At 40.0% G+C, this 20,998-nt stretch carries 17 protein-coding genes; 9 read left to right on the top strand and 8 right to left on the bottom strand.

Translation table 11 applies throughout. The features are described 5' to 3' along the window. Positions 1-7: 7 nt before the first annotated feature. The 6 genes from PAND9192_RS03615 to PAND9192_RS03590 form a co-directional block, all read right to left on the bottom strand. Positions 8-2,866 (bottom strand): formate dehydrogenase subunit alpha, encoded by a 2,859-nt coding sequence (locus tag PAND9192_RS03615; protein WP_087852574.1) that lies wholly within the window; start codon positions 2,864-2,866, stop codon positions 8-10. 12 nt (positions 2,867-2,878) lie between these two features. Beyond that, positions 2,879-3,076 (bottom strand): twin-arginine translocation signal domain-containing protein, encoded by a 198-nt coding sequence (locus PAND9192_RS03610; RefSeq protein ID WP_087843606.1) that lies wholly within the window; start codon positions 3,074-3,076, stop codon positions 2,879-2,881. A 66-nt stretch (positions 3,077-3,142) separates the two neighbouring features. Further along, positions 3,143-3,745 carry a TorD/DmsD family molecular chaperone gene (locus PAND9192_RS03605; RefSeq protein ID WP_087852897.1) on the bottom strand — a complete coding sequence of 201 codons (603 nt, stop codon included), beginning with the start codon at positions 3,743-3,745 and terminating at the stop codon, positions 3,143-3,145. A gap of 24 nt (positions 3,746-3,769) precedes the next feature. Then, on the bottom strand, positions 3,770-5,449 hold the full coding sequence (locus tag PAND9192_RS03600) for a 4Fe-4S binding protein (protein WP_087852573.1): 1,680 nt from the start codon (positions 5,447-5,449) through the stop codon (positions 3,770-3,772). A 297-nt stretch (positions 5,450-5,746) separates the two neighbouring features. Next, entirely contained in the window at positions 5,747-6,472 is a 726-nt protein-coding gene (locus PAND9192_RS03595) for a DUF3306 domain-containing protein (RefSeq protein WP_159458198.1), read from the bottom strand. Then, a complete protein-coding gene (locus PAND9192_RS03590) occupies positions 6,462-6,953 on the bottom strand; it encodes a DUF3305 domain-containing protein (RefSeq protein ID WP_087852571.1) in 492 nt (163 codons plus the stop codon). The genes PAND9192_RS03595 and PAND9192_RS03590 overlap by 11 nt, the downstream gene beginning before the upstream one ends. 272 nt (positions 6,954-7,225) lie before the next feature. Here PAND9192_RS03590 and fdhD point away from each other — a divergent pair, with 272 nt between their 5' ends. From fdhD to PAND9192_RS03570, 4 genes are all read left to right on the top strand, one after another. After that, positions 7,226-8,071, top strand: coding sequence for a formate dehydrogenase accessory sulfurtransferase FdhD (fdhD, locus tag PAND9192_RS03585; RefSeq protein WP_087852570.1), 846 nt, complete (start codon positions 7,226-7,228; stop codon positions 8,069-8,071). Then, positions 8,071-8,982: a substrate-binding domain-containing protein gene (locus PAND9192_RS03580; RefSeq protein ID WP_087852569.1), complete on the top strand. Its 912-nt coding sequence runs from the start codon at positions 8,071-8,073 to the stop codon at positions 8,980-8,982. Before fdhD ends, PAND9192_RS03580 begins: the two co-directional genes overlap by 1 nt. A 414-nt stretch (positions 8,983-9,396) precedes the next feature. Then, positions 9,397-10,296, top strand: coding sequence for a D-alanyl-D-alanine endopeptidase (gene pbpG / locus PAND9192_RS03575; protein ID WP_087852568.1), 900 nt, complete (start codon positions 9,397-9,399; stop codon positions 10,294-10,296). Positions 10,297-10,590: 294 nt separating this feature from the next. Continuing rightward, on the top strand, positions 10,591-12,222 hold the full coding sequence (locus PAND9192_RS03570) for a C45 family autoproteolytic acyltransferase/hydrolase (RefSeq protein WP_087852567.1): 1,632 nt from the start codon (positions 10,591-10,593) through the stop codon (positions 12,220-12,222). A gap of 144 nt (positions 12,223-12,366) precedes the next feature. On the opposite strand, the gene PAND9192_RS03565 is transcribed toward PAND9192_RS03570, so the two are convergent. After that, entirely contained in the window at positions 12,367-14,361 is a 1,995-nt protein-coding gene (locus tag PAND9192_RS03565; RefSeq protein ID WP_200817774.1) for a sensor histidine kinase, read from the bottom strand. A 59-nt stretch (positions 14,362-14,420) separates the two neighbouring features. Next, complete coding sequence (locus PAND9192_RS03560) at positions 14,421-15,890, bottom strand: sigma-54-dependent transcriptional regulator (protein ID WP_087852566.1); 1,470 nt, start codon at positions 15,888-15,890, stop codon at positions 14,421-14,423. Positions 15,891-16,246: 356 nt separating this feature from the next. On the opposite strand from PAND9192_RS03560, the gene PAND9192_RS03555 reads away from it, so the two are divergent. The 5 genes from PAND9192_RS03555 (at position 16,247) to PAND9192_RS03535 (ending at position 20,948) form a co-directional block, all read left to right on the top strand. After that, positions 16,247-17,017 (top strand): ABC transporter substrate-binding protein, encoded by a 771-nt coding sequence (locus PAND9192_RS03555; protein WP_234998952.1) that lies wholly within the window; start codon positions 16,247-16,249, stop codon positions 17,015-17,017. Positions 17,018-17,172: 155 nt separating this feature from the next. Continuing rightward, positions 17,173-17,874: an ABC transporter permease gene (locus PAND9192_RS03550; protein WP_087852564.1), complete on the top strand. Its 702-nt coding sequence runs from the start codon at positions 17,173-17,175 to the stop codon at positions 17,872-17,874. 15 nt (positions 17,875-17,889) lie between these two features. Next, positions 17,890-18,603, top strand: a complete 714-nt coding sequence (locus PAND9192_RS03545) for an energy-coupling factor ABC transporter ATP-binding protein (RefSeq protein WP_087852563.1) — start codon at positions 17,890-17,892, stop codon at positions 18,601-18,603. Next, positions 18,590-19,183 carry a molybdenum cofactor guanylyltransferase MobA gene (gene mobA, locus PAND9192_RS03540; protein ID WP_087852562.1) on the top strand — a complete coding sequence of 198 codons (594 nt, stop codon included), beginning with the start codon at positions 18,590-18,592 and terminating at the stop codon, positions 19,181-19,183. Before PAND9192_RS03545 ends, mobA begins: the two co-directional genes overlap by 14 nt. Further along, complete coding sequence (locus tag PAND9192_RS03535) at positions 19,170-20,948, top strand: bifunctional molybdopterin-guanine dinucleotide biosynthesis adaptor protein MobB/molybdopterin molybdotransferase MoeA (RefSeq protein WP_087852561.1); 1,779 nt, start codon at positions 19,170-19,172, stop codon at positions 20,946-20,948. Before mobA ends, PAND9192_RS03535 begins: the two co-directional genes overlap by 14 nt. The last annotated feature ends 50 nt before the right edge of the window (positions 20,949-20,998 follow it).

The following is a 20,998-nucleotide window of genomic DNA, read 5'->3' as shown; positions in this document are numbered from 1 at the left end:
TGACTCCTTACGCTTTAGTGATTTTACACAAAGTAACTTTGGTTTCTTGCATCTGAGTTACAGGATCGTAACCATATGTTGTCGCAGTATTTGCAGCCTCACCAGACACAAAAGGCGCACAACCTTCAGGGTAACGATCACGTAAACTCACACCTTCAAACTCACCACCAAAGTGGAATGGTAAGAATGCCAAGCCTTCACGTACACGCGGCGTTACCATTGCTTTTACTTTGATACGTCCCTTCTCTGCGCCTTCAACCCACACCATATCACCATCACGAATGCCAATATCGTTAGCATCCTTGAGATTAATTTCTACAAACATTTCTTTTTGAAGTTCAGCTAGCCATGGATTTGAACGTGTTTCTTCACCACCACCTTCATATTCAACCAAACGACCCGACGTTAGAATAATTGGATATTCTTTTGATACGTCTTTTTCTTGAATTGACTTATAAAGTGTTGGCAAACGGAACATCGCTTTGCTGTCGTCCCACGTTTGGTATTCTGGTAATAAGTCACGACGTGGTGTGTACAATGGCTCACGGTGGATTGGCACTGCATCTGGGAATGTCCAAACCACAGTACGTGCTTTTGCGTTACCGTAAGGAATACAACCGTGTTTAATTGCTACTCGCTGAATACCACCAGAAAGGTCTGTTTTCCAGTTTTTACCTTCAGCTGCCACTTTCTCATCTGCTGTCAATTCATCCCACCAACCAAGTTGCTTAAGCATCTTCGCGGTAAATTCTGGGTAGCCATCTTCTAGATCACAACCTAATGAGTAGCTATCATCCGCCAATAAACTTACCCCATTACGTTCAACACCAAAGCGAGCACGGAAATTACCGCCACCTTGTGCAACAGTTTTAGAGGTATCATAAAGAATATGCGTACCTGGGTGTTTCATCTCTGGTGTACCCCAACATGGCCACGGTAAACCGTAAGTCTCACCATTAGCAGGTCCACCGATCGCTTCAAGTGTGGTAAAATCAAACGTACCCCAATTTTGTTGGTGTTCTTTTAGTCGCTCAGGGCTTTGACCTGTGTAACCAATTGTCCACATACCTTTGTTGTATTCGCGAGTAATGTCTTCAATATTTGGTTTATTATTCTCAACTTTAATGTGTTTGAATAATTGTTCAGAGAATCCAAGGCGCTTAGTTAATAAGTACATGATTTCATGATCGGGTTTGGCATCAAACAACGGTTCAATAACCTGATCTCGCCACTGAATCGAACGGTTAGTTGCCGTTACTGAGCCATAAGTTTCAAATTGTGTGGTTGCAGGGAAAAGATAGACGTTATCAGTACGGCCATTCATTACTGCAGCAACACCTGGGTATGGGTCAACGATAACCATCATATCCAGTTTTTCCATCGCAGTTTTCATTTCAGGACCACGCGTCTGTGAGTTAACAGCATGACCCCAATAGAACATTGCACGAATATTATCGCGTTGTTCAATCTTATCTTTGTTCTCTAAAACGCCATCAATCCAACGAGATACTGGAATACCTGCGCTGTTCATTGGTTTTTTACCGTTATAGGTATTTTGATCAAAACGGCCCTGTAGCCATGAGTAATCAATATCCCAAACTTGTGCCCAGTGCTTCCAAGCACCTTCAGACAAGCCGTAATAACCCGGTAAGTTGTCAGAAAGCACACCAAAGTCAGTAGCACCTTGTACATTATCATGACCACGGAAGATATTTGCACCACCGCCTGACTTACCCATGTTGCCAAGTGCAAGTTCTAAAATACAGTAAGCACGGGTGTTGTTGTTACCTGTCGTATGCTGAGTACCCCCCATACACCAAACAACACAACCTGGACGGTTTTCAGAAAGCATTTTCGCTGTCTGGTAAACTTGATCTTCTGGTGCGCCAGTTACACGCTCAACTTCTTTCGGGTTCCATTTCGCAACTTGTTCACGCACTTCATCCATGCCGTAAACACGTTGACGAATAAACTCTTTGTCTTCCCAACCATTATTGAAAATGTGGTAAAGCACGCCCCAAACAAACGCAACATCAGTACCAGGACGTAGTGAAACATAATGATCAGCTTTTGCCGCAGTACGGGTACGACGCGGATCAACTACAACAATCTTACAGCTGTTAGTTTCTTTAGCGATCAGAATGTGCTGCATTGCTACTGGGTGAGCTTCTGCTGGATTTGAACCAATAAACAGAATCGACTTACAGTTATGCATGTCGTTCAGCGAGTTGGTCATCGCTCCGTAGCCCCATGTATTTGCAACACCTGCAACCGTGGTTGAGTGACAAATACGTGCTTGGTGATCGACATTATTCGATCCCCATAACGACACCATTTTACGAAATAAGTACGCTTGCTCGTTGTTATGCTTCGCTGAACCTAAAAAGTAAACGGAATCTGGGCCTGATTCTTCACGAATTTTTAGCACTTGCTGGCTAACTTCGTCTAATGCTTGCTCCCAGCTCAGTTTTTTCCACTTACCGTTAACCAATTTCATTGGGTATTTTACGCGTTTGGCACCATGGCCATGTTCACGTAGCGCAGCCCCTTTTGCACAATGCCCACCAGCATTAAAAGGATGATCAAAAGCAGGTTCCTGATGGGTCCATACACCATCTTGGGTTTCAGCATAAATGCCACAACCAACAGAACAGTGAGAACAAATAGTACGCTTAACAACTTTAGGTGCATTGTAATCATCTTCAGGGAAAGCTTCTGCTTTACGCATAAAACCAGGTGCAAAAAGACTCGCACCTGCAACACCACCAGCAGCGGCAAGAGAAGAATTACGAATAAAAGAACGACGAGAAATACCTAGTTGGTTTTCATCTTTGCTCACTTTATCGGAACGTTTAGTTAGTTTCATTTAAGGCTCCGCTTATAGGGTATTGTAGTAATCACGAATATGTTGGGTTTCGTGATACCCTTTTTTTGTTTTAGGATCTTTCTTATCCGTCTCAGTTGTTGATGCTTGAACAGTCGTTGCCGTTCCAGCAACAACAGCGCCTGCAGCTACAGACAAACCAATATTTTTCAATAATTGACGACGACTATTATTTGTTTTTTGCTCACTCATTGCATTTGCTCCTCGATCGCCACGCTAATTAACAGGTGTCGATTTTTTATTATAGCGAGTATCTTTTTATTGGGATTCCAAGAAACGGGTTTTTTCTATTGTTAGAAATTGCCACGCTAATTCACCAACTGCGGTATAAAACACTGCACTTTTTGCTGCCTTTAAATCCGTACAAAATTTCTCACACCAAGGTGCAAGATGACGGTTAAAAAATGTTTGTTGGAGATGCTCATCACCGCCTTCCACCAGCATAGCCATAACTTCTAATAACGCTGAAATATGATCTTCTGGTTCGATAACAGATTGCGCACGTTCAAAGCCAAGTTGTCTTAAATCTTGACGTAAATAAGCCAGAGGCATTTCCATTAATGATCCAGTTAAATACCATGAACCAAATGGAATAACTTCTCCACGACCAATGCCAATAAAGACATCTTGATATTCTTCTTCGACACTCAATAATGTCGTTTTCTGAGCTGCTAGTTTTAGTAAAGGCCAAGCTGAAGCCATGGTTTGGCGTTGAAAGGTTTGCGCTGTATCAACATCAATATTTGCAAGAAATTCAAGCACAGATTGAGCAGGCGCTTGACGACATAAATGTGCCAACATGTTATAAATTTCAATACGTAATAAATCGTCTTGATCAACATAATTTGTGTGAGATTTCATAGCTGCATTTTCCATATACTGACCTTATACCCTTGCCTGACTTTGTGGATCTTGTTCCATCTTTTCGAAAATATCGCGAACACGACAATCTTCACACATAGATAAACGACGAATAGCTTCTCCTTGAAAATGTGAATGACTTTGAAGTTTTTCTGTCAACATTTTCACCATAGATGCTGGGGCAAAAGGTTTTCCACAACTGATACAACATGCAGCAGGTTCTTCATGAACAAGTTTAGCGGCTTTACGTGCTTGCCAATCCCAATTAAAACCTGCTTCAAGAGTAATTACTTTCTCTGGACATGCGGTTTCACACATACCACATTGAATACAATCTTGTTCTACAAATAATAATCCAGGACGATCACCAATAGCATGTAAGGCTCGAGTTGGACAAACAGCAACACAACTCATACATAACGTACAATCATCAGTTTTACAGGTTACCGAACCATAAGGTGCATTAGCTGCAACGGTTGAATGCGTAGGTTGTAACGGACTTGATTGATTAAGCGTTTCTAGAACAGTAAATAGTTTTTCACGTTTAGTGCCAGTAAGTGCCGCTTCAATCGGAGTAATAAGTGCAGACTCATAAGCTTTAAAGTTAGCGCTATCAGCAAAATCAAATAAACAAATACGTTCAGACTCATAACCTAGTTCTGTTAAGAAGTTTTGAGCAATGGCTAATTCATTCGTTAGAACAGCATCAATCATCGCTGGAATGTATGTCGTATTGGTCGCTAATAGAACTTGATGCGCACCATAAGCTAAAGCACTAAACCAAGTATCAATACCAACAGTTGCTAGCTCTTCTAATGCAATCGTAATAACAGAACTAGGAAGTACAGCAAGTGCCTTTATAACAGCAGCTGTATCACGCTCACCATAAAGTAATAGTGTTGGCGCTTTACCCCCTTCTTGCTTATAACGTGCTAAGACATTATGAACAAAATTTTGAGTAATTTGGGGATCAGGTAAAGCATAACTAATTGCTTCAGTTGGACATGCTGTCGCACATGTACCTACGCCCTGACAAAGATAAGGATCAATCGCAATAGCAATCCCATCTGAACTTAAAGCACCAGCAGGACAGGCATCAATACAACGATCACAACCTTTTACACCACGTGATGAGTGCGCACAAATATCAGGATTTAAGCGAAAATATTTAGGTTTATCAAATGTGCCTTTCATAGCTGGAAGCTCTTCCACCAGCGCAGCGAGTTTTGCAGAAATTTGAGCTTCAGAACGTTGACCTAATGCATAATAACCAGCCGCAGGAATTTCAACATTGATAACCCCTGTTGCTGTCATATCAAGAACAATATCAAAGCATTGACGTCCGATAGCTATTTTCGCTAAATTCGTTTCAAGTCCATTAGCCTCATGTTCGATGCGACAATGGACATCAAATGCTCCCAGATAACCTTTTACGGTAACTGTTTGACTGTAATACAGCGTATGGGCTGTTTTGAGTTCAGAAGTGTTTGAATCCGTCGCGAGTAACGTCACACTATTCAATGCCGAAAACTGATCAGCAACATTAAGGAGTTGTTGTGCTTCACCAATTATCAATAAATTACCACGACTCTCATATGTCACTGTAGGCGGAATAAGGTTGGTAAGTTCTACTGTTCCAGTAATGGCTGCAGCACGAGCTACACCATTGATATCAGTAAATGCATTTAATGTACTTTTTAACATTGTTATTCCTGTATGCTCACTACCGCTAATCAGTGTCGTGGGAAGATAATAATTTTTCTTCTACTCTCTATAGAGCAATAACCGATCCAACTTTTCACGGAATAAAATGACCTAAAAGGAACTAAAATCATAACGCTCAGATGTTGCCATCAAGCTATGAGACATTTTGTCTTACTTGTAGCGAACTAACGCGCCAAATTGTCTCTATGCATGATTTTGGTCATATTCCCTTTTTGTCCCAGTGTCTTTTTATTTCTGTTTTTATTTATAGTTACTTAATAACGCGATTATATTGGATTAGCGCTTATTCTTAGGAACTGCATCTTCATCAACACTTATACTGTCATAACGATTCACCAATAAATCATTATCAGTATGCTTGTCTTCTATAGCGGTAATAGCAGTATCTGTTTCTATCGAGTCATTAGTTTCAGTATGAGTAATAACATCGGCATCGTTATCTATTAGAGATTCCAGAACATCAACTGTCGTAGGGGGTGATGTTAATGCTGATAGACCATCCTCTTTTAATTTCTCTGTTGCTGTTTCAGTAACTGTATTTATCCAACCACGCATTTGTGAGGCAATCTCTGGGGCTAACCCCTCCATATTGCTAAAGTCTTCAGTACTATCATCCATATCACTGATATAATTAAACTCTTGTGAATGAAATAATTTACGCAACGCAGCTTTCTTAACGGATTTAGTCACTTGTTGTTGCATAAATGATGCGACACCAGACTCATAAGTCACTTTATCAGCATCATCAATGGTCAATTCAACAACCGGCTCTGGCGTTATAGCATTCTCTGGAATTGTTGCTAAATCTGCCGCTACTGACGATTGATGACTAACATCAGTATTCGTTATCTTATCGATTGCTGTATTCTCACAATCAATAAGCTCTGATTTATGAGTATCGCCATCATCAGTAACATCATTATCGGTCGATTTTAGTGATTCAGTCTTTTCAGCCAACGTTAACTTACGACTTGACCAACGTTCAAAAAAATTAGTTGCCACTTGAACGTCCTTTTTTCTTATCGCCACCACGTTTGCGTTTAAATTCAAACAATTCACCATGACGACCTAAAAATGCTTCCATCCAAGCTTGAATAGCTAATGGGATCTCTATATGTAAAACAACGTAATCACCATCCATATAACGTGCAGCAACGCCTTGTGCTGCCGTTACTAAAACCGGTTTTAATTGCTCATTTTCTTCAGCACAAATAAAAAATAAGTGCGGACTTTGTGAATTTAGATTAAAACGATATTCCATACGCTCATCACGGAAAAGTTCTAAAGGCATCATATAGTTACCTGAACCTATATTGGAAATTTCCATGTTTGAAGTAAGATCTTCTTCATATAAACAAATATCTTCAATCGTCCACGCATATGTTGTCCAACGACCTACTTGGCGCTCCTCTGCTTGTAGGCGAAAGTTAATAGGCCAAACATGTTCATTTTTCTTTAATTCAAGTTCTGCTTGTTTTGGCACATTCACTCCTACTGGCAGGTTTTATGCTGCCTTTATGTGATTATTTAATAACGTTTGATGGTAAGCATTAATTTGCTTGTTATTAGATATAAGCAAATTTTAGACCAATAACAAAAAACCACATGGAAAGTATGCGTTCTGAGCTGTTTTTATTAATTAACTATGCCTTAGTTCATTTAGCTTTTCGTTAATAGTGGAACAATCTTTGCTTAGCTTTTATTTCCAATATGTATTGTTAGATCAACATCAACCTTAATACGCAGGAATTTCAAATGGCGACTTTGCCTAAAATAATAAAAACCCAAGCGACAGTGCAGCAAACCATGTCAGTAGAGATTATTGATGAATACGGTGATCGACAAACAAAAGAGATTGCCTGTGAGCATCCCTTAACGGTGTACCTTAATTGGGTTGAGGTTGTTACGCTAATGACATTAGGTGAGCGCCCTTCAGCATTAGTCTTAGGCTACCTAAAAAACCAAGGCTTTATTAACGACCTTAGTGCTATCGAATCAGTAATGATTGATTGGCAAACCAATGCTGCCGTTATCATTACTCATGAAAATACTGAAAATCTTGCTCAACAATTAGAAAAGAAAACTGTCACTTCCGGCTGTGGTCAAGGCACGATGTACGGCAATGTAATGAAAAAACTCGAAGGGATAACCTTGCCACAGCCTCAAATTAAACAATCGATGCTATATGGTCTATTAGAAGCATTAACCCATCATAATGAAACTTATAAAGCAGCAGGTGCTGTACATGGCTGTGCGGTATGCAAAGGTACTGAGATTCTATCGTTTGTGGAAGATGTCGGTCGCCATAACGCCGTTGATACCTTAGCGGGTGAAATGTGGCTACAACAGCAAACAGGCGAAGATAAGATTTTCTATACCACAGGCCGTTTAACGTCTGAAATGGTCATCAAAGTTGCGCAAATGGGGATCCCTGTGTTGCTGTCTCGCTCTGGTGCTACGCAAATGGGCTATGATCTTGCTAAGAAACTAGGCATCACCATGATTGCCAGAGCTAAAGGTTTACGCTTTCAAATCTATAATGGTAACGACAACATTGAACTTGATGTTAAAGGTAATAACAATCAAGGAAATCAAAACTAATGGCAGATTTTCCTGAATTTATGAATGCCAAATTAGTTGCTGAGTATCTCGATCTTAATGAAAAGAAAGTTTATGCGCTAGCGAATGATGGACTATTGCCTGCGACTAAAGTAACGGGAAAATGGTTGTTTCCTAAAGCTATGCTTGATAAGTGGTTATTAGAATCTTGTCATAATGGCGTTTTAACCGATCGGTTACTGATTGCAGGGTCTGATGATCCTCTTTTACAATGCGTTGTCGGTAAAATGGCAAATCAACTCGGTAGTACTGCCCTTGTAGGTTATACCTCTACGGGGACTCGACAAGGGCTAGCAATGTTAAGCAAAGGTCATGTTGATATCTGTGCTATTCATTGGGGTAATGTTGAAGAAGCCAGCTTACGTCATCCAGCATTATTACAACAATATCCTGGTCATAAGAATTGGGTCTTAGTCCATGCTTTTGAGCGAAAACAAGGCTTAGTCGTCAGCCCTGCACTTGCAGAAGCAGTTAATAGCCGTTCGATTCAACTTCATGAATTATTATCACCGCGTTGGCGCTGGGCATTACGCCAACAAGGGGCTGGTAGTATGCGAGCACTAGAAGAATGGATCCATGGGCATGGCTATGATATGACCATGCTAAATCAAGTTGATTGTTGTAACAGTGAACGAGAATTAGCATCAGCGATTGCTCGAGAACAAGCAGACATTGGTTGCGCAAGCCAAAGTACCGCAGGTGAATTTGGATTAGGATTTATTCCGCTGTGTACAGAAGCATTTGAACTTGTTATTCCCAAAAACATTTACTTTCGTACCTTACAGCAACAACTATTACAATCATTAACAAATAGCGATATTCAGGCCCATGGTGATCAACTAGGAGGCTATAATTTCCTTCGAACGGGACAGCAAGTGTGGAGCGCGAATTGACCGCGTTTGAATATATAAAGGTCATCACCTGATGGCCTTAATGATTGCATTATACTCAACCAGCCAAGATGCCCACCTCACAATAAGCAATCAAAGATTGATACCAACAATAAATCACCACATAAAATACTATCACATCAATAAAATAGCTTCATTTTTGATTAGATCATGAAATAACAGCATATATCTACATATTGTTTAGCGCTTATTTAATACTTTAAATCACTTTTACAATTAATCTGTTACACAATTATTTTTTTGTATCATGTTTCATTACTCATTTCTGGTTAACCGCTGGTTTTATGAACAAATATGAAAGGATTAACACAAACATGACTTGCTTAAACACAATTGAAAAGATGACAATATAAGAATAATTATTCCCCTTTCCAAATGGGATCCCAAGGAGCCATTGTGCGCAACGCTTTAATTTTATTTTTTACACTTGCAAGTATCAGTTTTTCTTCTTTCGCAAGTATCAACACCAACAAACTCAATCCAAGTAATCTTCAGACTGCTTCTGTGAGCAATTATGTTATTGACCTAAGTTCTGGAAAAACACTATATCGTAAAAATTCCAATGTCGTGATGCCAATTGCTTCACTGACCAAGCTAATGACCGCTATGGTTACCTTAGACGCCAAACTTCCTCTTAATCAGAAAATTACTTTCACTAAAACCGACAGAGAGCATATGTACAATACATATTCTCGTGTTCGTGTTGGCTCAGAGTTAAGCCGCGGCGAAACAATGCACATTGCATTAATGTCATCTGAAAACTTGGCGGCAGCTGCCCTTGCAGCTAACTACCCTGGTGGCTACAAAGCATTTATTCGAGCTATGAACGCTAAAGCAAAAGCACTAGGCATGACACACACACACTTCGTTGACAGTTCAGGCCTAAACCCTAAAAACCAATCAACAGCCTCTGATGTTGCTAAAATGGTACGTGCTGCTTACAAATACCCTGAGATTCGTAAGTACAGCACTAATGGTGCAGTTCACACAGCTTACTTCACACACCCTCGTTATAAATTAGGCTACACTAATACTAATGCTCTTGTACGTGGTAAAAAGTGGGACGTAAATTTAAGTAAAACAGGTTTCCTTGATGAAGCGGGTCGCTGTTTAGCGATGGTTACCACGATTGATGGCAAAAAAATTCTAATGGTCATGCTTGATTCACAAGGCAAGTTAACGCCAATCGGTGATGCCGGTCGTATTAAGCAATGGCTACAAACGGGTAAAAGTAAAGGCATTACCGCTGATGCTAAATACTACCAACAGCAAAAGTTGAAACAATTAACCCAATAATAATTGGTGTTTGCTCATTACCTAAAAAGCCAACATTTGATATGTTGGCTTTTTTATTACTGTTTAATATTTAGCAACTTAATATCTCATTTTTCATTACTATTATCTTCTAAATCAATAGATTATCATGAAAAATTAATCTCCTATTTTATATTTCTAACTGATGAGAATTCTATAAAAAATGGCATGATATGTTTACATTTTATAAAGTAAAAACAAGTGCACTGCACCTTGTTGATTAAATAAAAAGGAGGATGATAAGAAACACTCATTTACTCCAACCACACATATATTATGAATAAGCTTTCAAAACAACATCTAGGCAAAAAAACACTACTTGCATGTATTATTTCTCTTGCTTCTGTTAGTTATGCTAACGCATCAACGCCTTCACAAAATCTAACTCAATATCCACCTAAAGCGTTATTAGCCCAAATTACCGCACCGGTTACTGGCAATTTATATAAAACCAAACTAACCGCTGAACAACAAAAAATTGTTGATCAAGCAAAATTAGAAAAGAAAAATGGTTGGTGGCATGTTGGGATTAAAGGTAATGCTTTTGATCGTGGCTTCCAATATGGTTACCTTATCGCACCTGATTTTAAGTTGGCGTGGAAAGACAGCTGGAGTATGACCTACCTAACCACTGGTGTACCTTACAGCTCATGGCAGAAAGCCGCATTAGAACAAACTAAAGGTAAAATCCCAGCTGAGCTTCGCCAAGAAATGGAAGGGATTGCAAAAGGCCTCAATGCAGCAGGTCTACATGTTACCCTTGCTGACATCATTACTTGGAATGATATGATTGAGCTTACTGGTTACTGGTGGCCTTCAGTGGGGATGCATAATTATACCAAGTGGGTTGATCCTGGTTTAATTAACGCATCCGCATTCCCTGCCCCATACACCAAAGCAGAAATGGCCGCTAATAATATCGAGAAAAGTAAAAACAGCGCCAATATTGAAGGGGCTAAAGGTAATTGCAGTGCCTTTATTGCCACCGGTAAAGCAACGGGTAATAAAGGCATCGTTATTGGTCATGAAACCTTTAACGATTTCTGGTCAGGTCAGTTCTCTAACGTTATTTTAGATATTACACCAACAAAAGGCCACAAAATGGCCTTCCAAACAGCGCCAGGGATGATCGAATCTGGTACTGACTTCTGGGAAACAGGTGCTGGTCTAGCCGTTGTTGAAACCACATTAGCCAATGTGATGGATTGGAAAGCCGGTGGTATTCCTGAATTTATTCGTGTTCGTGAAGCCAGCCAATATGCTAATAATATTGATAGTTGGATCAAACTAGAAGAGAAAGGCAATAATGGTGGTTATGCTAACACATGGTTAATTGGTGATATTAATAACAACCATATTGCTAAGTTTGGTCAAGGCCGTGTTTACCAATACTTCAATGAGCTGAAATCAGGTTACTTCACTGGTGAAAACGTCTCTGTCGATCCGCGTCTTCGCTATATTGAAGGTTCTGACGTAGATTATAACGATATCCGTCAACAAGAAGGTGCACGTCGTCTACGCTGGATCCAACTAATGCATAAATACAACGGCAAAATCGACGTCGCTGTCGGTCAAAAAATGCTAGGTGATACTTACGATGTCTATTTGAATAAAATTGATGCATCATCACGTAATATTTGTGCTGAATATGACAAAGATGCACAGCCGTATGTTTCTGATCCAGCAGCAGTATGGAACGTACCCTTTACGCCAGCAGGCTCAGTTGATGGTAAAGTTGCTAACAGTAATGATATTAAAAACTTAACCATCAGTGCTCGTTTTGGTCGTGCAAACGGTGCACCATTTGATGCTAAAGCCTTTATTAAAGCCCACCAGCAATGGGGTTGGCAGTCTGGTTATCTATTAAGCCGTCCATCAGAGCCATGGACTCAAATGAAGTTTATCTAAAAATAACTTCATATTCATATCACGGTTATTTAAATTCTGTTTCATTTAATAATCGTGATTTATGTAACGTAAAAAAAAGCCTCTTGGTAATGACAGGATTGATGTCATTACCAAGGGGCTTTTTCTCATCAACAGCTTATCTTGTTACAGTGTCACTAAAAGATCGAGTTCACTAGGTGATTCTTTTTTATGCTTAAGGTATACGTTAAATGTTGAGCCTTGACCGTCAATGGATTCAACCGTTATTTCTCCCCCTACATTAGCAACAATACTTTGGCTAACAGATAAACCTAACCCAGTTCCAGAGCGACGGGTTGTGAAAAAAGGATCAAAGATACGCTTCATATTATGTTCTGAAATACCACAACCATGATCGGTGATAGCAACCATTGCACCCAATATCACACCATAGTCATCAACCCAATCAGATGTGGTTATTTTCAATAGTCCTTTATCATCCATGGCGTGGATACCATTCATCTGTAAATTAACCAGTACTTGTAATAATTGATGGCGATTAACTTCAACACTACATTTAGCAGCTAGATTAACCTCAAATTGCACATCCATCTTTTTAGTACCCGAACGAACAAGTGTTAAGCTCTCTTCGACAATTAAGTTTAGATGATGCCATGTTATTTCATCTTGTACACCACCTTGACGACTGTATTGCAATAAGCTACGGGTAATATTTCGTATTCGATCAATTTGTAAATGGATCGCAATCAGTTCATCTTGAACATCAGCAGTATCATCACCTAGCTCTAATTGAATCAATTCAATATTACCTAAAATAACAGCAATTGGATTGTTTATTTCATGAGCAATACCTGCGGTCAATTCACCTAATGCCGCTAACTTTTCTGTTACCACAAGCTTTGAACGAGCTTGATGCAATAACCGTATATGCTGCTCTAATTCTTCAGTTTTCTGATGCAAACTCTTTGTCCGCTGTTCAACTTTATCCTCAAGCTCTATCGCTGTCAGTTTAATTAAACCATTACGCTGCTCAAGCTGATCCAACATCGAGTCAAATTGCTTACCCAGTATTTGCAATTCATGTCCATCACATAAATCTAATTTACCGACACGCTTTTTGAGTCCCATTTGAACCGCTTTCGCAACCTGATAGATCTTCTCAATCGGTAAAAATAAATCACGTGCGCCGCGATAAACAATAATACTGGTAAATAACAGCACGAATAAAATACTGACACTCATCTCAATAATATTAGTTAAATAGCGTTCAACTAACGGCCATTGCAAATAACCGGTATAAAGCATACCAACCACAGCACCATCATTACCATGCAAAGGTTCATAGGCTGAGACATACCAACTATCATAAACAAATGCACGATCAACAAAGGTTTTTCCTTGTTGTAACACCTGTTGCTGCACTTCTTTAGAAACACGAGTACCCACCGCACGACCAATAAGATTAGCGCTATCTAGTGGCACATTGGTACTTATGCGCACATCCCCCATAAACAAAGTAATAGTTCCAAGACTACCTTTAGGTAAAGTATCTGCGGCATAAACTAAATCACGAATCCGATCCACCAGCGATGTGCTGTTATTTAATAAAATACCACCATCTAAAATCCATTTAAGTTCGCCTTGCTGATTAAAAATTGGCACTAAACTGCGACTAACCAGTCCTTTTTGCTCAATCGTACCTTCTTTTAATAACGGTAATTGTGCTCGAGCAGGGAGATCCTGATTTAACTCAAACAAGGCACTACGATCTAACACTTGAAAAAAAGTTTGATCTTTTCCAGCTTGTAATAACTGTTGCTCTGAGGCTGAAAACATTCCTATATCAGCAACAGGATGTAATACCACAAAATCTAGCTTATATTGTTGATTTTGCTGATGTACCCACTGCCGTATTTTTTTATCATTAGATCTAAAGCGGCGTTGAAAGTCATAAGAATTAGCCAGTGCTTGCAGTTCCATTCGCTGCTCTTTTTTCAACAGCACCATACTATGATAAGCAACGGCTAAATCTGCTTTTACATTCATTAATGCATTCTGCCAGGTATACGTCACCGTCCAATAAAACGTAATCGCAATTAATGTTAATAACGTAAGAAAAATTGGCACAGAGGTCAGCACTAAAAGACGATAGCGGACCATGGTTTTAAAACGCCGTAACCACATCAAGACAAATGTTTTTATTTTCATCGCGGTACGACTCATAATAGTTCATCTGTCCATTCTTTATATTTACGCTCTAAGGTTTTTCTTGCCACACCAAGCTGACGTGCTGCTGCTGATTTATTACCGTCACTGGCATCAACAACCTGCATAATATGTGCTTTTTCAACTTCTTTTAATGTCCACGTAACTGGGTAGCAATATTGATCTTCACTGTCGTCGTGACATTGACATGGGCGTTGAGGATGAACTGCATTTAAATCAGCTTCTGCAGTAGTCATGGTATGTACACCTACAGCAGCAACAGCAGTAACCGGCAACGCATCCCCTTGCAATTCACGCCAATAATCAGCAGGCGGCTTACCTAATAAAATGCATCGCTCCATCATATTTCGTAATTCACGAATATTACCGGGCCAAGAATAGGCTTGCATCGCTAAAATATCTTCATGAGTCCAATTGATAGCTTTCATGCCTAAGTCTTTTGATAGCTGCGCCGTAAAATGATGACTTAATGATGGAATATCTTCAATTCGGTCACGTAATGATGGCAAATCAATAGTGAGCACGTTTAATCGATAATACAAATCACGCCGAAAACGGCCTTCTTCAACTTCACGTTTTAAATTACGGTTTGTCGCAGCAACAATACGTACATCAATTTGAATTTCTCGTTCTGAGCCGACAGGACGAATAGCTTTTTGTTCTAAGGCACGCAATAAAGATGATTGCATGGCTAGAGGCATTTCACCTATTTCATCTAAAAACAAGGTACCATTATTCGCCACTCGAAATAGACCTTCACGACTTTTCTTTGCCCCCGTAAATGCACCAGATACATGTCCAAACAATTCACTTTCAAGTAACTCTGGCGCAATAGCACCACAGTTAATTGGCACAAAAGGCCCGGTACGCTTACTTAATTGATGTAATGCGCGTGCAACTAATTCTTTACCAGTGCCAGATTCACCTTCGACTAATACAGCTGCAATTGATGGCGCAACTTGAGCAATGAGCTTTTTCATCTGCTGTGTTGCAGGTGCATCACCAATAATATTGACTGGATAGCTGCGCTCAACGTCACGTTGCAGTGCAAAATTTTGACGTTCCACTAATCGACGTTCAATACATCGATGCACTGATTGCATCATTTGCTCAAGATTAAACGGTTTAAGAATAAAATCTGACGCGCCTGCACGTAAGGCTTGAATAGCCGTCTCTAAATCAGCATAACCCGTCATAAATATCACATCACTACGACGCGTTGTTGGATCAAACGCTTCATGCCATTCAATACCAGAACGTCCTGGTAAATTGATATCAACAATCAACAAATCAAAATGGCAACGCTTACGAATTTCTTCAGCTTCTTCAATACTGCCGGCAGTATCGACTTGAGCAAATTTTTTACTTAAGGCTTTTTTTAAAATCGTGCGCATTCCTGGTTCATCATCAACCACTAATACAGAAACCGCAGTCCAAGATGAAGACAAACTAAAATCAGACATAGAGACATTTTAACCGAATATAATTTGCGACATTTTGTCTCACTGTTAATCATTAAGTCAAAATTGTTTTATCATTTCGTATAACTTCGGTTACCTTTGTCCTATTTTGATCACCATTTGATACCTAAATCACATAATTAACCTTATTGTTCAACATTTAAAAGATGGCACTTTACTTGCTTATAGCTGAGCAGCGTTATTTATTAAGGTGATATGAGTCATTTTGCCGCATTTATCCGGCTTCAAATACTGACAACTTTTCATCTCAACACTTTTTAATGTAAACCAATCGATCAGGAACGTTGATGAACTTATTAAAAACCACGTTAGTTATTCTTGGCTGCGCATCGGCAACAATGGCTTATGCAACCACAGAGACAGCGAATAAGACAGTACGCCTTGCTACTACCACCAGCACTTATCATTCAGGATTACTTGACTACTTATTACCTGTTTTTACTAAAGACACCGGCTACACCGTCGAAGTATTAGCCGCTGGTACAGGCAAAGCATTGCGTATGGGTGAGCATGGTGATGTTGATTTAGTCATGACCCATGCGCCACAATCTGAAGCGACATTTGTTGAGAAAGGTTATGGCGTTCTTCCACGTAATTTAATGTATAACGATTTCGTTTTAGTCGGCCCGAAGAGTGATCCGGCTAAAATCAAAGGTGATAAAGACGTTGCACATGCACTAAAAGAAATTGCAGCTGATAATGCAATATTTATTTCTCGTGGCGACGACTCAGGTACCAATAAAAAAGAACTCAATATCTGGGCACAAACGAAAATGGAACCAAACTTTGGTGGCTATAAAGCCGTAGGTCAAGGTATGGGCCCGACATTAAATATGGCATCAGAACTGCAAGCCTATACGTTAACCGATCGTGGTACTTGGTTAGCCTATGAAACCAAACTTGATCTTGAAATTATGGTTGAAGGTGATAAGCGTTTATTTAACCCGTACCAAGTTATTTTAATTAACCCTAGTCGCTACCCTGATCTTAATTACCAAGGTGCTAAAACATTCAGTGATTGGTTAGTTAATCCTAAAGCACAAAAATTAATCAATAATTACCAACGTCACGGCAAGCAATTATTCGTTGCTGATGCTCAAACGCTATAAACGGTAATATGTTCATTTAATATGATATTTCACCCGTAATGGTTTATTTAAAACCTAAATCATTACGGGATCACAGTTATCGCATTGAGTCTTAGTGCTAATAACATCAATGATGACATTATCAGTGCATTTTTTAGGTTAAAGCAAATATTAGCATGAACATTTGGCAGACAACTCAGCAAGCTACTCAACTTCTTTTTAGCGGCGATAGCGCACTCTGGAGCATTGTCGGGGTGTCATTTTCCGTTTCTCTTTTTGCCATCGCCTTAGTCGTTATCCCCTCTCTGCTCATTGCCTTTGCATTAGCTTATGGTAAATTCCCAGGTCGTTGGCTCACACTATCTTTAATGAATACATTGCAATCTGTCCCCACCGTGGTGATTGGTTTACTGCTTTATATGTTGTTATCACGTGCAGGGCCATTAGGTGATTGGCAAATGCTGTTTACCCAAAAAGCGATGATATTAGGCCAAGTATTAATCTGTTTTCCACTTTTAGTATCAATGATGCATGCTGCCTTTCAAAATAGTGATCGTCGAGCATGGGAGACAGCACTCACCTTAGGATCTAGCTACCCTCGTGCATTAATAAGTTTAATGTGGGAAAGCCGCTTTCCGTTAATTGCAGCCATTGTAGCCTCCTTTAGCCGTGTGATCACAGAAGTCGGTTGCTCAATGATGGTTGGTGGCAACATTTTAAATTCAACTAGAAATATTCCAACAGCAATTGCACTTGAGAGCTCAAAAGGTGCATTTGCTCAAGGTGTTGCCTTAGGAATGGTGTTACTTATTCTAGCCTTAGGTCTAAACTTTATTTTATCTATCGCCCGTGGCAAAGCTCATTTGCGAACTAACTAAGCCGAGGCCTTCATTATGACTCATGCATCCATTCAGGCACTCGACCTTTCCGTTCGTTTTAAAAGTCGACTGCTATTTCATATTCCACAACTTAATTTAGCACCGCGAGATGCTATCTATCTAACTGGTGATAACGGGGTCGGCAAAACAACTTTATTAAAAGTATTAGCGGGCTTACAAAAACCCACCACTGGTACGATTAATATTCATCAGCATACTTTTTTTAAACGCCTCTTTAGTGGTTGTTATGAAGGGAGTATCATCTACCTTCATCAAACCCCATATATGTTTGATGCCACAGTGTTTGACAATGTATGCTATGGACTACGATTCGCGATTAAAGATCGCCAAAAGCGCCGTAATGAAGCCATTAATGCTTTGCGAATGGTCGGCCTTGAAACCCTTGCTAATGAGCATGTATCCGTTTTGTCTGGTGGTGAACGCCAACGCGTCGCAATGGCACGGGCATGGGTACTTAAACCTAGTGTGCTATTAATGGATGAATCCAGTGCAAGCATGGATCAAGAGTCAATTAATCGCCAAGTTATTTTAGCGGAAGATTTATTGTCACGAGGCACCAGTTTAGTGATCACAAGTCACCAACAAAATGCACTCACTGCACTTTGTCGCCGCCAATGGACAATCAATGATACCCAGTTAATTGAACGAGCCGAACTCCAACTCGTTAAAGATATCAAAAACAATAAGGATAATTATGCCTACGCCTGAACAAACCCATTGGGTCATTTTAGCGGGTGGCCAAGCCAGCCGTATGGGAGGCAACGATAAAGGCTTGATTGAACTTGCAGGCCAACCGTTTATTCAACATGTTATTAATACCCTAGCACCACAAACGTCTCATATCAGTATCAACGCAAACCGTAACCAAGATCTATATCGCCAATATGGTGATGTTTTTGGCGATAATATTGAAAATTATCCTGGCCCTTTAGGTGGTATGCATGCAGCGCTACACCATATAGATAATGACTGGATTGGTTTTGTACCTTGTGATTGCCCACAATTACCTGCTGATTTAGTGGTAAGAATGACAGCAGCATGTCAACCTGATACCGATATTGCGGTGGCACATAATGGTGATTATATTCAACCCGTTGTAACACTGTTACATCGTCGTATTTTGCCTAAATTAGAAACATTTTTAGCTAATGGCGATCGCAAGATAATTTTACTTTATCGTCAATGTAATATGATTACGGTTGATTTCAGTGATCAAGCCGACGCCTTTATCAACCTCAACACCCCTGAGGAATTATCACAATTTGGAGTACGCCATGAGTCAAATTAACGCCTCTGTGCCTTTATTAGGCTTTGCTGCATTTAGTGGTACTGGTAAAACAACCCTTATTGAAGCCATGCTACCTAAATTGGTTCAACATGGCCTTCGCGTTGCGGTAATCAAACACGCTCATCATGATTTTGATATTGATCAGCAAGGAAAAGATAGCTACAGATTAAGAAAAGCAGGCGCGCACCAGATGCTTATCTCCTCTCGCTATCGTCGTGCATTGATCACTGAAACACCCACAGCAGAAGCAAGCTTACCGTCTTTAATTCGACAATTAGATCAAACTCAACTCGATCTTATTTTAGTCGAAGGCTTTAAAAAACTCGACTTTCCAAAGATTGAATTACGCCGCCAAGTCATTAATAAACCATGGCTATATCAAGACGATAACAATATCATTGCGATTGCAAGTGACACCAAAGCAGATACGACCTTACCGCAAATAAGCATTGATGATATCGAACAATTAACCGATTTTGTGGTGCAATTCAGTCGCCAATCATACCAGTACTCAATAAAAACGGTCAGTTGTGATGACGTTCAACCACAAAGGATGTTGTCGGTTGATGACGGTCGAAAACGTATTCTTGATCAGATAACAGTTGTTGATAATCCACAAACAGTTTCGCTAAAACAAGCACTTGGGCATATTGTACATACCGATATTCTTTCACCAATAAATGTGCCACAGCATACCAATTCAGCAATGGATGGCTATGCTATTCGCAGCGAAGATATTGATTTAAATAGCTATACCGTTGTCGGTCAAGTTCTTGCAGGACATCATTACCCTCACCCATTACAAGCAGGTGAAGCTGTTCATATAATGACAGGCGCTCCGGTTCCTCAAGGTGCCGATACCGTTATAATGCGTGAACAAGCACAACAAGATGGTGACACCGTCACGTTCAACCTAACCATGGGCGCGATTAAAGCAGGTCAAAATGTTCGCTTAGCAGGTGAAGATCTTGCTCTTGACCAAGTAGCCGTTGCTAAAGGCCAGACAATCACTGCGCCAGAACTTGGTATGATCGCATCACTGGGGTTAAGTACACTGACTATCAATGCGCCCTTGCGTATTGCTATTTTCTCAACTGGTGATGAAGTACAAGCACCAGGTGAAACACAACGCCAAAACTGCATTTATGATTCAAACCGCTACAGCTTATTTGCCTTATTAACCGGTTTGGGTTGTGAGGTGGTTGATTTAGGGATTATTGAAGACAGTGAAACCGCACTTGAAGCGACATTACGCCAAGCAAGCCACCAAGCCGATATGATTTTATCATCTGGTGGTGTCTCTGTTGGTGATGCTGATTACATCAAAACCGTACTTGATAAACTTGGTGAAATTAACTTCTGGCGGATCAATATGCGCCCAGGACGCCCACTAGCATTTGGCCATATTAATGATGTACCATTTTTTGGTTTACCCGGCAATCCTGTTGCCGTAATGGTGGCATTTTTACAATTTGTTGAACCTGCGATTCGCAAACAACAAGGCCATCAAAATTGGCAACCACAAACATATACTGCTGTTGCATCCGAGACGCTACGATCTCGTAATGGACGAACCGAATATCTACGTGGGTATTACCATTGGGATGCTAATGGCCGCTTGTCGGTAAAAACAATTGGCTCACAAGGTTCAGGTATTTTACGCTCAATGAGTGAAGCTAATTGCTTAATTGAAATTCCACCACAGCAAGAATATGCCCAGATTGGCGATAAAGTGACTGTTATTCCGCTTAATATACGCTTTTAGCCAATAAAACAGCGACTGCATAATGCCAAGCATTGCTCATATTGCTTGGC

Source organism: Photobacterium andalusiense (assembly GCF_900185625.1).
Lineage (GTDB): Bacteria > Pseudomonadota > Gammaproteobacteria > Enterobacterales > Vibrionaceae > Photobacterium > Photobacterium aquimaris.
The sequence above is the reverse complement of the archived record's forward strand: the minus strand, read 5'-3'. Positions and strand labels throughout refer to the sequence as shown.

Bases quoted from the DNA above. Each gene is read 5' to 3' on its own strand.
- PAND9192_RS03615 (WP_087852574.1), bottom strand. From the start codon at position 2,866: ATGAAACTAACTAAACGTTCCGATAAAGTGAGCAAAGATGAAAACCAA.
- PAND9192_RS03610 (WP_087843606.1), bottom strand. From the start codon at position 3,076: ATGAGTGAGCAAAAAACAAATAATAGTCGTCGTCAATTATTGAAAAAT.
- PAND9192_RS03605 (WP_087852897.1), bottom strand. From the start codon at position 3,745: ATGAAATCTCACACAAATTATGTTGATCAAGACGATTTATTACGTATT.
- PAND9192_RS03600 (WP_087852573.1), bottom strand. From the start codon at position 5,449: ATGTTAAAAAGTACATTAAATGCATTTACTGATATCAATGGTGTAGCT.
- fdhD (WP_087852570.1), top strand. From the start codon at position 7,226: ATGGCGACTTTGCCTAAAATAATAAAAACCCAAGCGACAGTGCAGCAA.
- PAND9192_RS03580 (WP_087852569.1), top strand. From the start codon at position 8,071: ATGGCAGATTTTCCTGAATTTATGAATGCCAAATTAGTTGCTGAGTAT.
- PAND9192_RS03570 (WP_087852567.1), top strand. From the start codon at position 10,591: ATGAATAAGCTTTCAAAACAACATCTAGGCAAAAAAACACTACTTGCA.
- PAND9192_RS03565 (WP_200817774.1), bottom strand. From the start codon at position 14,361: ATGGTCCGCTATCGTCTTTTAGTGCTGACCTCTGTGCCAATTTTTCTT.
- PAND9192_RS03560 (WP_087852566.1), bottom strand. From the start codon at position 15,890: ATGTCTGATTTTAGTTTGTCTTCATCTTGGACTGCGGTTTCTGTATTA.
- PAND9192_RS03555 (WP_234998952.1), top strand. From the start codon at position 16,247: ATGGCTTATGCAACCACAGAGACAGCGAATAAGACAGTACGCCTTGCT.
- PAND9192_RS03550 (WP_087852564.1), top strand. From the start codon at position 17,173: ATGAACATTTGGCAGACAACTCAGCAAGCTACTCAACTTCTTTTTAGC.
- PAND9192_RS03545 (WP_087852563.1), top strand. From the start codon at position 17,890: ATGACTCATGCATCCATTCAGGCACTCGACCTTTCCGTTCGTTTTAAA.
- mobA (WP_087852562.1), top strand. From the start codon at position 18,590: ATGCCTACGCCTGAACAAACCCATTGGGTCATTTTAGCGGGTGGCCAA.
- PAND9192_RS03535 (WP_087852561.1), top strand. From the start codon at position 19,170: ATGAGTCAAATTAACGCCTCTGTGCCTTTATTAGGCTTTGCTGCATTT.